13 protein-coding genes are annotated in these 14186 nt (G+C 35.7%); 10 read left to right on the top strand and 3 right to left on the bottom strand.

Annotated features, from left to right (window positions below):
• Positions 1–6 precede the first annotated feature (6 nt).
• Complete coding sequence (locus E4O07_RS10600; protein WP_253685603.1) at positions 7–903, bottom strand: ParB/RepB/Spo0J family partition protein; 897 nt, start codon at positions 901–903, stop codon at positions 7–9.
• Positions 896–1651 carry a ParA family protein gene (locus E4O07_RS10595; protein WP_253685601.1) on the bottom strand — a complete coding sequence of 252 codons (756 nt, stop codon included), beginning with the start codon at positions 1649–1651 and terminating at the stop codon, positions 896–898. The genes E4O07_RS10600 and E4O07_RS10595 overlap by 8 nt, the downstream gene beginning before the upstream one ends.
• Before the next feature lie 282 nt (positions 1652–1933).
• Between E4O07_RS10595 and E4O07_RS10590 the strand changes: the two genes are divergently transcribed.
• The 9 genes from E4O07_RS10590 to E4O07_RS10550 all read left to right on the top strand — a co-directional run bounded on the left by E4O07_RS10590 (position 1934) and on the right by E4O07_RS10550 (position 11436).
• Positions 1934–2503, top strand: coding sequence for an MFS transporter (locus tag E4O07_RS10590; protein ID WP_253685599.1), 570 nt, complete (start codon positions 1934–1936; stop codon positions 2501–2503).
• Between the two features lie 21 nt (positions 2504–2524).
• Positions 2525–4060 (top strand): ATP-binding cassette domain-containing protein, encoded by a 1536-nt coding sequence (locus E4O07_RS10585; protein WP_253685597.1) that lies wholly within the window; start codon positions 2525–2527, stop codon positions 4058–4060.
• Entirely contained in the window at positions 4057–5565 is a 1509-nt protein-coding gene (locus E4O07_RS10580; RefSeq protein ID WP_253685595.1) for an ATP-binding cassette domain-containing protein, read from the top strand. The genes E4O07_RS10585 and E4O07_RS10580 overlap by 4 nt, the downstream gene beginning before the upstream one ends.
• 90 nt (positions 5566–5655) lie before the next feature.
• A complete protein-coding gene (cobM, locus tag E4O07_RS10575; RefSeq protein WP_253685593.1) occupies positions 5656–6405 on the top strand; it encodes a precorrin-4 C(11)-methyltransferase in 750 nt (249 codons plus the stop codon).
• The gene (cbiG, locus tag E4O07_RS10570) at positions 6402–7472 is read left to right on the top strand and encodes a cobalt-precorrin 5A hydrolase (RefSeq protein ID WP_253685591.1); all 1071 of its coding nucleotides are present in this window, start codon (positions 6402–6404) and stop codon (positions 7470–7472) included. The genes cobM and cbiG overlap by 4 nt, the downstream gene beginning before the upstream one ends.
• Positions 7473–7567: 95 nt before the next feature.
• Positions 7568–8674, top strand: a complete 1107-nt coding sequence (locus tag E4O07_RS10565) for an ATP-binding protein (RefSeq protein WP_253685589.1) — start codon at positions 7568–7570, stop codon at positions 8672–8674.
• Entirely contained in the window at positions 8661–9170 is a 510-nt protein-coding gene (locus E4O07_RS10560; protein ID WP_253685587.1) for a hypothetical protein, read from the top strand. Before E4O07_RS10565 ends, E4O07_RS10560 begins: the two co-directional genes overlap by 14 nt.
• A gap of 46 nt (positions 9171–9216) precedes the next feature.
• Positions 9217–10032: a hypothetical protein gene (locus E4O07_RS10555; protein ID WP_253685585.1), complete on the top strand. Its 816-nt coding sequence runs from the start codon at positions 9217–9219 to the stop codon at positions 10030–10032.
• A 21-nt stretch (positions 10033–10053) separates the two neighbouring features.
• Positions 10054–11436 carry an MATE family efflux transporter gene (locus E4O07_RS10550; protein WP_253685583.1) on the top strand — a complete coding sequence of 461 codons (1383 nt, stop codon included), beginning with the start codon at positions 10054–10056 and terminating at the stop codon, positions 11434–11436.
• 60 nt (positions 11437–11496) lie between these two features.
• Here the strand turns inward: E4O07_RS10550 and E4O07_RS10545 are convergent, their stop codons facing one another.
• Complete coding sequence (locus tag E4O07_RS10545) at positions 11497–12432, bottom strand: radical SAM protein (RefSeq protein ID WP_253685581.1); 936 nt, start codon at positions 12430–12432, stop codon at positions 11497–11499.
• Positions 12433–12563: 131 nt separating this feature from the next.
• Here E4O07_RS10545 and E4O07_RS10540 point away from each other — a divergent pair, with 131 nt between their 5' ends.
• On the top strand, positions 12564–14186 hold the full coding sequence (locus E4O07_RS10540) for an ATP-binding protein (protein ID WP_253685579.1): 1623 nt from the start codon (positions 12564–12566) through the stop codon (positions 14184–14186).

Below are 14186 nucleotides of genomic sequence, written 5' to 3'. Positions count from 1 at the left end.
CCTCCCCTATGAGTTTATCTTTTTATATAACATATCCAAATCATCTTTTGAAAAGTATGATATTTCGACGACTCCCTTTTTTAAGTTCCCCTTTATTTGCACCTTTGTTCCCAATGAATTTATAAACTGCTGCTCAATATCTCTTAATTCAAAATCATCGGAGGAAAGAGATGTTGTTTCCTTTTTTTGTTTTTTTGTTATGCGTCCGATTCCGGAGTTAAGATCGGCTGCCATAGATTCGGCTTCGCGTACCGACAGATCCGATTCTAAAATTCTTGTAAAAAGAATTTTTTGATCGGCAGGGTTTACTATGGATAGTAGAGAGCGTGCATGACCCGCCGAGATTTTATTTACCCGCAAAGCATCTTTCATTTCGTCGGGCAGTTTTAATATTCTTAAACTGTTTGTAATTGCCGACCGGCTTTTACCGACACGCTTTGCAAGTTCCTCTTGGTTTATGCGGGTGAGTTCCATAATCTCTTGATAGGCAAGGGCTTCATCGACTGCGTTTAGGTCTTCCCGCTGAATATTTTCGATGAGGGCAACTTCAAGCTTCTTTTTTTCTTCAAAGCTGCGAAGGATTACCGGAATGGTTTCTAAGCCTAAGCTGATGGCGGCTCTTGTACGTCTTTCGCCTGCTATTATAAAATAACCCTTGTCCTCATGTTTTTCGGCTACAATCGGTTGAATTATTCCGTGTTCTTTTATTGATTCTGCAAGCTCGATAATTTTTTCTTCATCAAAGGTTTTTCGAGGCTGATACGGATTGGGCTGAAGAAGTTTTGGATCAAGATTGATAATCGAATCTTCGGAAATATTCAGTGTTTCCTGCACTGCATGATTTGAAGCTTGTTCTTCCAATAGGGCATCGAGGCCCCGTCCTAATGCCGATTTTTTAGCCACGGTTTAATACCTCATGTGCAAGTTTTTCGTAACTTCTTGCTCCCATACATTTTGCGTCATAATTGCAAATCGGCACTCCATGTGACGGAGCTTCTGATAATCTTACATTTCTCGGAACAATGGTCGAAAAAACCTTATCCTTAAAATATGAAGATACCTGCTGCACAACTTCTTGAGCAAGATTTGTTCTTGAATCGAACATGGTAAAAAATATTCCGCCTATTTCAAGGGAAGGATTAAGGCTTTGCTGTACTCTTTGAACGGTCTGTAAAAGGAGGGTTAATCCTTCGAGGGCAAAGTATTCGCATTGAAGCGGTATATACACTTGGTCGGCTGCCGTGAGTCCGTTTAAGGTTAAAATGCCCAAAGACGGAGGACAGTCGATTAGGATATAATCGTATTCGCTTTTTACGCTTTCGATAATATTTTTAAGATAGAATTCTCTGTCGGCTTCTTCTACAAGTTCTACTGTCGCTCCCGAAAGGTCTATTGAAGCCGGGATCGCCGACAGGTTTTTTACCGTAGTAGGGTAGATGGTGTTTTTTATTGAGGTCTTTTGGGCAAGGGCATCATAAACGGTCGGCCGCTTTTTTTGAATACCGACACCTGAAGACATATTCCCCTGAGGGTCAAAGTCTATTAAAAGAGTCTTTTTTCCTGCCAGTGCGATGTAAGCACCCAAATTAATCACGGAAGTCGTCTTTCCGACCCCGCCTTTTTGGTTTACAAAAACAAATGTTTTTCCCATAATGGTTTATTATACATGATTTTTAATATTTATGTAAGGGGTTTTTAAGCTTTATGAGTTTTTAGGTATTAGAAGAAATAATGAGTAGATGATAATGATACAAAATCTGCGATAGATTCGGCTGGTAGACTAAAGAAATGGGTAGAAGGTGCTGATGTTCCGATATAAGCAAATTCGAAAATCTCCTTCAAAATCAATGAACTCGGGCGGTCTTCCCCCGGATATAAATTGATTGACAGAACAGACTATATTTACTATACTCAAATAAGGATGATCTTTTTTATGAACGAGAAAAAATTATTCACTGTTTCGTTTTTTATAAATTTTATTTTTTCTATGCTGACAGCTTTGTTATCTTTAATAGTATTTAATATCAACAAAAAAACAGGGGATATAAATATTATTATGATGACATTTATAAGCTCTCTCCTGCTTACGCGTGTTTTTTCAATATGGAATTTTTTAAAGGCGAGAACGGAAATTATATTGGGAAGCATACTGTTTACTGCCGGCTGCCTTATTTTGGTAATTGAAAGCGGCAGCATGACTTGGATGTTTATCGGAACAGTTTTATTCGGCATATCTATCGGTTTAGTTCCTCCTGCGATTTTAGTATTGCTCAGCGAAAACGAAAATAAGCGTACCTCTAATTTGGGTATATATAATGCTATCGTCGCCATAGCCTCAGTGTTTTCGCCCATTATAATAGGAGCCGGGATAGCACCGGTCTTTTTAATACCTTTTAATACGGGCTGGAGGATGCTTTTTACAGGAAATTCCATTTACAGCATTGCATCTTTGGTCCTATTTTTATTTTTGGGAAGATCGGCTATGGGGTTGACAAAGCATTAATTTATGTATAACTCTACAAAAATGAAAAGCCCTGCACTTCATTCTCCGGCTAATTTTATATTTACCTCTCTCGCTGTTATTTTAGAATATGCCTTACTAAGAATAATTGCAGCTTTGCTTACCTCGCTGCATAAACCGCTTCCTTATATTTATTTGTTTTTAGCTGTTGCATTTCTTTTCTTCCTTTGCAGCTTTTATGCACGCAAACTGCGTATGCTGGTAACCTTAGAAAAAATGCAAGACTTACGCAATGAGGTGCTTGATTCATGCTTATTTTTAAACAATAAAAATACTTACGAAAATGTAAATTCCGTTTTAAACAAAGACAGCAGAATAATTGCTTCGTTTTACGGAACAGAAAAGCCGATTTTTATTTCCAATCTTATATTATATGGGGCCGTTTTATTTTTTCTTTTTAGTTCCAATCTTTATTTGGCTTTTTGTATTTTGGTAATTTCTTTTTTATGTATCGTTCCCGATTTAATCCTGCGTAAATATTTTATGCAAACTTATTGGGATACGAGAGAGGTTGAAAAAAGATTAAGCAATTATTTTATCGAAGCCTTTAATCTTAATGCAATGATAAATTTATACCGTGTACACTCTTGGTTTTTTAAACGCTTTTATAAAATAACGGACGAATTTTATAAACTCGGAAACAAGGCGGAACTCTTTGCAAAACTTGAAGATTTTTTACACAGCTTTTCGGAAGTAATTATTACGCTTTTAAGCTATCTTTTAATTGCATATTTTAAAACAAAAGAAATCATAACGGTACAAGAAGCAATAAGCACGGCCGCAATTTTGCCCGTCTTTTTTTCACGGGCAGTAATGATGTTTTCGATTATAGGAGCAAAAAATAATTTTACCGTAAGCTTAAAACGTTTTCAAAATCTTGTAAACAAAAGCACAGGCATAAAGTCATCAAATTCAGAATTTACAAAAATAGAGTACAAAGATGTTCTTCCTTCTTATTTAAAGGAAAAACTTAAACCTGTTTCTTTTTGTATAAATAAAAATGATAAGGTTTTAATCAAGGGCGAAAACGGAATCGGTAAAACATCTTTAATAAAATGTCTTTTTTGCGGAATCGAATATGAAGGCATAATAGAAATTGAAACAGAATCCGGAAGTAAAAACAGCGCAGAGGTCTCCGAAAATTGTTTTATAAAAAACTGCATTTACCTTACTCAAGAGTTTCCTTTGCTTTCTTTAACGGCTGAAGACTTTATAAATACTGTTGCCGAAAAAAATAATATCGATATTAAGGCTCTTAAAGAAAAATTTAAAGTCTACGATTTTGAATTTGAAAAACACAAGTACACAAAAATTAAAGATCTTTCAGGCGGTGAAAAGAAAAAACTTTTACTTCCCTTGGCATTTATGTTAAACAAGATAGTTATACTGGATGAGCCTACAAATGATTTAGACGCGCAAGGAATTTCGGCATTAAAAAAAGACTTAACGGAATATAAAAATACCCTTATGGTTATTTCACACGATAAAGATATTGAATCCTGTTTTTCAAAAATATTAAATATCGGAGAAAATAAATGAATTTAAAAACGGTAAAAATATTTTGGTCTAGTTTTTTATTGGAAAGCGCCTCACAAATTATCTCTCTTTTTTTACCTGTTTACTTTTCTGCACAGGTTGGAATTATCGTATCTCATATTTATAATAAAACTTCTGCCGACGGCATTATTTTACAAACCCTGCTTATAATTTTATTGCTTTCTCTTATTTCCCCATTTGCAGCTTTTTTAAGTGCAAAGGTGTTTTTAAAAAAGTCCGTTTTACATGATGGAGTTAATTTAAAATCGATTTTGCAAAAAGACATAAGCCAGGTACATAATTCGGGAAGCGGAAGCATTTTACAGCTTTTTGAATCGGATTTAATCGAATATAGGTTAAAACTGCGTACTCTCATTGTTACACCGATTGTCGTAACCGTATTAATTGCCGTACTTTTTATTCAAAGCACCAATATAATTTTTTTACTCACAGTGTTTTGCGTATCGGCAATCCCTATTTTATTTAATAAATTATATTCACATTTGGAAGGAATTTACTACTCCCATTCTGCAGCTTACAATAATGACCGTATTGCATTTGAAGAAAATATTGTAAACAATAAAATTCCCCTTATTTTATTTTCACTTAAAGAAAATATTTTAGAATTATATAATAAGAATTACAGCTCTTATATAAATAAACATGCCGAAAAAAATATTATAAATCTCTCGCTTTCAAAAGCAATTTTAGGACTTTGTAAATATTCAATACAAGTGTTAATTATTATAAGTTTTTCTTTTTTGTTTAAATCCGTCACCATTGAAAATCTGGCTGCTTCACTTTTTTTAATTTACCCTATCGGACAAATAATAGAATTACTTATTGAATGGGTACAGATAATTCCGTTTATGAAGATTATAAAGGGGCGTGTAAATTTCTTTTTAAATTTTGATAATTCAAATATGCCTAAAACAGGCTATGAAAATCTTGAAACTAAAAATCTTGTTTACACAATCAACGGCAGAAAATTTTCATTCCCTGATATTAAAATAAAAAAAGATAATAAACTTTTAATTGAGGGAGCAAACGGAACAGGTAAAAGTATTTTTTTAAAAATTCTTGCAGGCGAACTTAAACCTCAGACAGGAGAAATCATATTTTCAAATCCGGTAAAAGAAGCTCTGGGTTATGTCCCGCAAACTTCACTTTTATTTAATACGGATATAAAAGAAAACATCGCATTAGGCAATGAAATCCCTGAAAACGAAATAAATAAAATGCTTAAAACATTTTCACTTGAAAAACCTGCGGAAAGGACTTTTGCCGAAAAAGATGACACTAATTTTTCAGGCGGAGAAATAAAAAAAACGGATATTGTACGAAGCTTGTTAAACTCAAAAGGTATTTTAATTTTAGATGAGCCTACAAATAATTTGGACACCGAATCACTAGAAGAACTTATAAAAATTTTAAAAACCAAAACGGTTATTTTTACCTCACATGATAAGCGCCTCAAAGAAATTGCCGACGATAGGGTAAACTTCTAATATCTTTTACCTTGACACAGCCCTTTAAAGAATAGTAGAATGCTCTCGATTAAAAACAATAAAAGGAAGGTTTATTTTATAAGGAGTATTATGGTTTATTTTGTAGGAGCGGGTCCTGGGGATCCTGATTTAATTACGATAAAAGGACGCAAGCTGATTGAAAAGGCCGATGTTATTATTTATGCAGGCTCTTTGGTTTCAAAGGCTCATTTGATGTTTGCAAGGCATAATTGCAAAAGCTATAACTCGGCTTCAATGACCCTTGAAGAAGTTATCAAGGTTATGGAAGAAAACCGCAATGCTCAAATTGTGAGGCTCCACACCGGAGACCCTTCAATTTACGGGGCAATCAGGGAGCAGATGGATGAACTTGATAAGCTGGGAATAGACTACGAGGTTGTCCCGGGCGTCAGCTCTTGTACGGCAGCGGCGGCGGCAATAAAAAAAGAGTTTACCCTTCCCGATGTAAGCCAGACAGTTATTTTAACCCGCATGGAAGGCCGCACCCCTGTTCCTCAAGATGAAAAGCTGGCAGACCTTGCAGCCCACAAGGCTTCGATGGCGATTTTTTTATCAGTGCAAAATATAGAAAATGTAGTTGCAGAACTTCTCAAGGGCTATAAGGATGAGGCGACTCCTGCTGCGGTAATTTACAAGGCAACTTGGGAAGATCAAGAAATAATAACCGGCACCCTCGGCGATATCGCTCAAAAAGTGAAGAAGGCCGGAGTAAACAAAACGGCTCAAATCTTGGTGGGGAATTTTATTGCAGGGTCTTATGAAAGGTCGCAGCTTTACAATCCTAAATTTTCTCACGAATTTAGAAAAGCGGGAAAATGAAAAAAATAGCAGTTTATTCCTTTACCGAAAAAGGAAATTTATTGGGCGAGAAATTATCAGGCTTGGATTCGCAAATCGAGCATTTTTATAATGCAAAAACAGCCGGCGGAATCCGCTCTCTTATTCCCGATGATTTTAAAAATAGAGATGCCCTTATTTTTATTTCTTCTACAGGTATTGCCGTCCGAATGATAAAGGATTATATTCAGGATAAAACCCAAGACCCTGCCGTGCTTGTAATCGATGATATGGGACGCTTTGTAATTTCATTGCTGTCGGGGCATTTGGGCGGAGCCAATGCTCTTACCGAAAAAATTGCAAGTGCGATAGGGGCTGCAAGTGTAATTACAACAGCTTCCGACGGCCGCAACATAGAAGCTATCGATTTGTTTGCTCAAAAAAATAATTACACCATCTTGTCCATGGAAGATGCAAAAATAATCACAGCCCTCATGGTGGATGGAAAGGCTGTAGGTTTTTATTCCGAGGATAAGGCGCCTCCTATAAATTATCCCCATCTTTTTGTTTTACAAGAGGAAAATTTTAATTCAAATTTGCCGACCGTAAAATTTACTTCAAATTTACAATCCGTGAAAGAAGAAAAAAAACTTGAAGGCCTTATCATCGTTTCAAATAAAAAAAGAGAAACGGTATCTGCTTTAAGCGATTCTTTGCCAATGGTACACTTGGTGCCGAAAAATTTAAACCTTGGGATAGGTTTAAAAAAAGGTGTGGACAAAGAAACTGTTGCCGAGACGGTAAAGCTTGCCCTTGATTCGATAAACAAGGATTTAAAGGCCGTTAAGGCGATAGCCTCGATAGAATTAAAACAAAACGAAAAAGGCTTGCTTGATTTTGCAAAAGAACTAAACATAAGCCCGGTCTTTTTTTCTGAAAGCCAAATAGAAAAAATCGAAGATAATTTTGAAAAGTCAGACTTTGTAAAAAAGACAATCGGAGTTTACAATGTCTCCGCCCCTTCCGCCTTCCTCCTCGGCGGCAAAATAATTTTAGATAAGTTTAAACATGAGGGTGTAACGGTTTCGGCTGCGGAGGAGGACATATAATTTAGAACATATAAACTTGACAAAAACAAAAAAAATAATATAATTATATTAGTTCTGATTATTGGAAGTAATCATTAATACAGAGGAAGGTGTTTATGATAATAATGAATTTAGAACTGGATAATTTATTCGGTTTTGGAGACTTTAAAGTCAATTTTTCCTATCCTAAAAGACCTGTAAAAACTTCAATTATCGGAGAGTATTTAAAAACAAAGCCCAATTTTAGATATAAAAAGGTAAATATACTTATGGGTGCTAATGCTTCCGGTAAAACATCTCTAGGCCAAGCTTTAAAAGATATTTTTAATTTTATTGAAAGAGGAAAATTTGAATTATTACAGAATGACTTTTTAGATAAAACAAAATCTGCTTATTTTTCTATAGATTTTTTAACTGATGAAGAATATCTATATAGAGTCAGTTGTAAATTCTCTTTAAAAGAAATACAGGAATTCGATGTTTATAATTGTAAGATATTAAAAAATGATTCGTATGAATCATGTGTTCAAAAACTAAAAAAAGCTTATCCGGATGCTCAAACTGACTTTATTCAAAAATTATCTGCTATTCCTAATATAGGATGGCTTTTTACTTTTCCTAAAGATGAGTCGAGTACCTATCTCATGGAGAATGATATAGATGTATTAAAACTTGATATTTTAAACGCTGTTTTAAAAACGCTTGATACTTCTATTACCGAAGTAATTGCAAGTTCTGAACTTGCAAATGCTTATATTATCAGAAGTAAAAATGGAGATGTAGTTATTCAAAACGGACAAATTGTTGATAAAAATATTTTATCAAGCGGTACAAAAGCGGGACTTGATATTTCTTATTTGATTAGTGCAATTTATTTAGGTGTCTTTGAGTTTTACTACTGTGATGAACAATTTTCTTTTATACAAAGTGATATCGAGCAAACAATACTTAGTTTGATGATTTCTCTTTTAAAGCCTAACACTCAACTTTTTTTTACAACTCATAATTTGGATATTTTAGAAATGAATTTGCCTATTCATTCTTTTATGTTTTTACGAAAAGACGATAAAATACAAGTTGTACATCCTGAAGAGAAAATCAAAAAAAATGATGTGTCATTGAGAAATGCCGTTAAAAATGATGTATTTGATATTTCGCCTGATATCACAAAGCTTCTTGAAATAGAAGACTCTTGCGCGGAGGTTTTATATGAAGATATTTAATTCATATATTTATTTGGTTGAAGGAGAAACAGAAGCAAAGGCGATCAAGGTTTTAAAAGAAAAATATATTATTTCAGGAAAGATTCGAATTTTGCATCAAAAGAGAATAAGTCATACACTGTTACGTACCTTGCCGGTTAATTCGAGTGTGATTCTCGTATTTGATACGGATATTTCATCTACTGCAAGTACAATAAAAAAGAATATCGAAATATTGAAAAAAGATGGAAATAATCTTAATGTAATCTTGATTCCTCAAATTCGTAATCTTGAAGAAGAATTTATTTTTTCTACATCTATAAAAGATATCAAAGAGTTATTAAACAGTAAATCCCGGCGGGAATTTAAAAGTGATTTTATAAAAGAAAAAAATTGCCTAAAAAAACTCGAAGAAAAGAATTTTAATATAGAAAAATTTTGGTCAAGAGAAGCTGACAAATCAAGCGGTTTTAGCGGATATAAAAATAGCTCAAACAAAATAAAATATACTAATTAACCGCCTCTTTTCAAAACCCTCGATAATCTGATATAATACCCCGCCGATGGAAAAAGATAAGTGGAATGCTTTTTGTAAATTTAAAAGCGAGTATAAAGCCGAATGTATTCATTACCTTGATATTTTGGGATATAAATATAAAGAACCTTTTTTAGAAAACTGTGCCGCCCAATCTTTTAAAAAAGAAAATGCTTTATTTTTTAAGGAGGGCTTGGCCAAGCTTCAAGAAGAGGCGGCTCGAGCGGCTAAGACTCCTCCCTATACTGTGGAAACTCCGATAGTGTATAATCACGCTTGGGAGTTAATCGGTCAAGATGATGAGATTAAGCTCATTGTCATAGGCGATAATCCGGGGAAAAATGAGCAGCTGCATAAAAACCAAAAGTACCTTGTCGGTCTTGCAGGAAAGATTGCGGATAATTTCTTTAAAAAAAATCCCTCATTCGGAATCGATTTTAGAAAGAATGTCATTATCCTAAACAAAACGCCCATTCATACTGCCAAGACAAAACAGCTCGATTTTCTTTTAAGAAAAGACGGGGACGGTTCTTTTAAAAAATTTTATGAAGAGACTCAGATTTTTACGGCTCAAAAAACGGCTGAGGTTCAAAAAAAATTGGGCTGCCCGATTTGGCTTGTGGGTTACAGCGAACTTAAACCCCGCGGCTTATTTCAATCTTACGCAGATGAAATAAAGAACCTATATGCCGATACAAAGAATCCGCAAATTTATCTTTATCAGCACTTTTCGATGAACAGATTTTTGATTGATCTAAAAGATAATTATGATCAAAATATCAGCCTTGAAGAAAATTTATCTCTTTTAGGAATAAGACATCGAAAAGAAATTTTAGATTTTTAATGCAGGGGAGCTTTAAGACTTATGACTACGAATTTAAAACCGGCTGTAAATTTAAAATCGGTATTTTCCGATAAATCTTTTTTAAAAAACTTATTTATAATTGCCGTGCCCATAATATTGCAAAACTTTATAAGCTCCTTTGTAAATATTTTAGACACCATAATGATAGGCCGGCTCGGCACTGTCGAACTTGCGGCGGTAGGTCTCGGCAATCAATTATTCTTTTTATTGAATTTGATTTTATACGGAATAGGTTCGGGCGGAATGGTTTTTACCGCTCAGTTTTGGGGCAAAAAAGATTTTAAGGGCTTACAAAAAACATTTGCAATCTCACTAATTGTTGCGGTTTTTTTCAGCACCCTCTTTACCTTGGTCTGCACTATTTTCCCGAAAGAAATTTTATCCCTTTACTCAAAGGATGCCGCGGTAATCGAAAAGGGCGTGGACTACCTGAGTATTTCTGCTTTTTGTTTTTTGCCTTTTGCAGTGAACTTTATTTTTATGATTACCCTGCGCTCTATCGAAAAGGTAAGAGTAGCGGTTGCGGCAACTCTCGTTTCTCTTTTTGTAAACTTAATCTTAAATGCCGTTTTAATTTTCGGCTTGTTCGGTTTTCCTGCCCTCGGAGTTAAGGGGGCTGCTATTGCAACAGTTGCTTCCCGGGCTGCAGAGCTTATAATTCTTTTTTCGGTAACAAAGAAAAAGAAATATCCCATACTCGGAAAGCTCAAAAATCATTTTGACTTTGACCTTAAATTTATAAGACAATATTTTACGATAGTTATGCCCGTTTTAATAAACGAATCCTTATGGTCTTTGGGCATCACCTTTCACCATAAGATATTTGCAGGAATCGGAACCTTTGCCTATGCCTCCTACAACATCACAAACACCGTTTCGATGCTGACTTGGGTTATCTTTATCGGCTTCGGAAACGGAGTCAGCGTTTTGATAGGCAAAAAAATCGGAGAAAAAAATTATGATGAGGCAAAAACTTATGCGGCGAAGGTTTCAATCTTTGTACCCTTTGTTGCAGTTTTTGTAGGAGCTATGTTAATTCCCATTTCGTATTTAACTCCTATTTTCTTTAATGTAGAAAAAATAGTCTTAGAGACCGTAATGAAGCTTTTTATAATTTTAGCCTGCTGTTATCCCTTAAAAGCCTATAACATGTGTATGCTTGTCGGTATTCTGAGAGCCGGAGGCGACACACGCTTCGGCATAATCTGCGACACGGCAGTTATGTGGTGTGTTTCTATTCCCTTGGCCTATTCCTTATCGATCTACACTTCTATTCCTGCATGGGGAATTTATATTTGCCTTTTTAGTGAAGAACCCTTTAAGGCCCTTTTAGGCCTTTGGAGAATCCGGTCAGGTAAATGGCTGCGCTCCGTGACGGATTGATGACACCCTTAGCTAGATCCTACATATTGAGAATGTACTAAGCCGGACGGCTTGATCGGCTTAGGCGGTTTTCCACACCTTGCCTGTGCCGTCCGATTTTTCGAGAGAGGGGGTACATTCTCCGTTTACAAAGGCGTAATCTTTTTGCAGAGGCTTGTAGCTTTCGATTTTGGCTTGGATGTGTTTAAGCATCTTTTCTCTATCCTTAGGAAGATAGCCTCTTACCCTAAACTCCAGATAGTCATGGAAGCCGTCATAAAAAATAGGGCAGGTTTCATTTCCTAAAAGCTCGATCAATCTTTTTTCTTCTATAAGATTTTCCGTCTCGCTTGCAGCCTCATATTTTCCCGCCCTTATATCACTATAAAGCGGAACTTCTTTGTGGAGAAACATAGAAAAATTTACAACTCGGATGGGCTTCGTTCTATTTAAAAACTCTGCCGTTGCCTCGGCATTTTCTATGCTTCTGTCTTTTCCGGCTATGCCCGTCATAATGTGTGCCCCGAAAGAATAGCTGTGTTCTTGTATTTTAGAGATTGCCCTTTCGGCTTCGGTCCTTGTGTGATCCTTATTCATAAATAAAAGCACATCCTCCAAGCCGCTTTCTATTCCGATATAAAGAGTTCTAATTCCGTGAGTGTATAGGCTTTCCAATTCGGCATCGGTTTTTTGCAAAATGCCAGTGATTGTTGCATCCATGTTTATGCAATTACAATCGGGAAAATATTTATGAATTAAATTTAAGATTTTTAAAAGATGTTCCGTTTTTAAATTAAAGGCGCTTCCGTCTCCTAAAAAAATTTTAGAAAGGTTCCCGTTTAAATTTTTTACGCGTATAAGCTCCTCTTCAATTTGCGAAAGAGGCAGCTCCCTATACTTTATACTGCGGAATAAGTTACAAAACTTACACTTATTATACGAGCAGCCTGCCATTACCGGAAGCATAAAAGAAGCGCGCTCCATAGGAGGTCTGCAAATTCTACCTTCATATTCCATAAATATCTCCTCGTACATATTATACCTTCAAAATAGTGTACTTTCAAGATATGCTTAGATTTTGCCTCGGCTTGTACATAAGGGGTTTTTGTTATATAATTGTAAATAATTAAGGTTGAGGAGGTTTAAGATTGAATCTTTACAGAAAACTGCCTATAGGCGTACAAAGTTTTGAAGTCATGCGGAATGATAAATTTTTGTATGTGGATAAAACCGAATTTGTTTTTAAGCTGACTAATTCAAATAGAGTCTACTTTTTAAGCCGACCCCGCCGCTTCGGAAAAAGCCTTTTTCTTTCTACCCTCGAGGCCTATTTTTTAGGAAAAAAAGAGCTTTTTAAAGGCCTGTACATTGAAAAGGCGGAAGAAGAAAGAGCTAAGGTTGAAAACTCGGAACCCTGGATAGAATATCCCGTTCTTTATTTGGATTTCAATATCGGAAAATATGATGAACCTAATTCTTTAAAAAGCCATCTAAATCTGGCTTTATCTAAATTTGAACAAATATATGGAGCTTATAAACAAGAAGAAGAATTAGCTCAAAGGTTTGCGGGTATAGTCCAGAGAGCCTATGAAAAAACAGGCAGACAGGTTGTTATCCTCGTAGACGAGTATGATAAGCCGCTTTTGCAGACAATGGGAGTAAATGAAGCCTTAAACGAAGAATTCCGCAGCACTCTAAAATCTTTTTATTCCGTTATAAAGACTTGCGACAAGTACATACGCTTTGCCTTTTTAACAGGTGTAACAAAATTCAGCAAGATAAGTATTTTTAGCGACCTAAATAACTTGCAAGATATAAGCCTTCACCAAGATTGCTCTGCCCTCTGCGGCATAACCCAAGAAGAATTGACGGCCGTTTTTTCTCCCGAAATTCAGGTACTAGCCGACAAAGAAAAAATAAGCTATGAAGAATGTTTAAACCTTCTTAAAAAAAGATATGACGGATATCTTTTTGCAAAGGAAGGAAAGAGCGTTTATAATCCGTTTAGTCTTTTAAATGCCTTTTCTGCAAAGGATGTGGGAAGTTACTGGTTTGCAACGGGAACGCCCACATTCTTGGTAAACTACCTAAAAGATGCTCATTATAATATTCCTGACCTTGACGGAAATGTTGAACTTGACGAAGCCGGCCTTGCCGATTACCGAGCCGACAAAAAAAACCCTCTGCCGATTTTGTTTCAGTCCGGCTATCTTACAATTAAAGAATATATAAGGGAGGCTGCCCTTTACAGATTAGGCTTTCCCAATGATGAGGTCCGTTACGGGTTTTTTAAAAATCTTTTACCTGACTACACTTCTTTGCGTACAGATCAAACAGCCTCTTCCATTTGGCGTTTTACGGAAGATGTGAAGAACGGAAATGTAGACGGCTTTATGGAAAGGATGCAGTCCATAATTGCCGGAGTTCCCTACGATAATCTTCCTAAAGACAAACTAAAACTTAGGGAGCAAAATTATCAGACAGCTGTGTACCTAATTTTTAAACTGATGGGGCAATTTATCGAAACCGAGGTGCACTGTGCCGCCGGAAGAGCTGATTCCATCGTGCACACTAAAGATACAATTTATATCTTTGAATTTAAACTTGATGGGACCGGAAGCTCGGAAGATGCAATAGCGCAGATAAAGGAAAAAGGCTATGCCTCTCCTTTTAAATCAAGCGGTAAAAAAATAGTCTTAATCGGTTCATCCTTTGACGAAAAGGAGCGCACCATAAAAGACTGGAAATATGAAACTTTTGATAACCAATAA

The sequence above is a fragment of the Treponema sp. OMZ 798 genome, from assembly GCF_024181385.1.
Lineage (GTDB): Bacteria > Spirochaetota > Spirochaetia > Treponematales > Treponemataceae > Treponema_B.
This window is presented reverse-complemented; position numbering and strand designations above follow the sequence as displayed.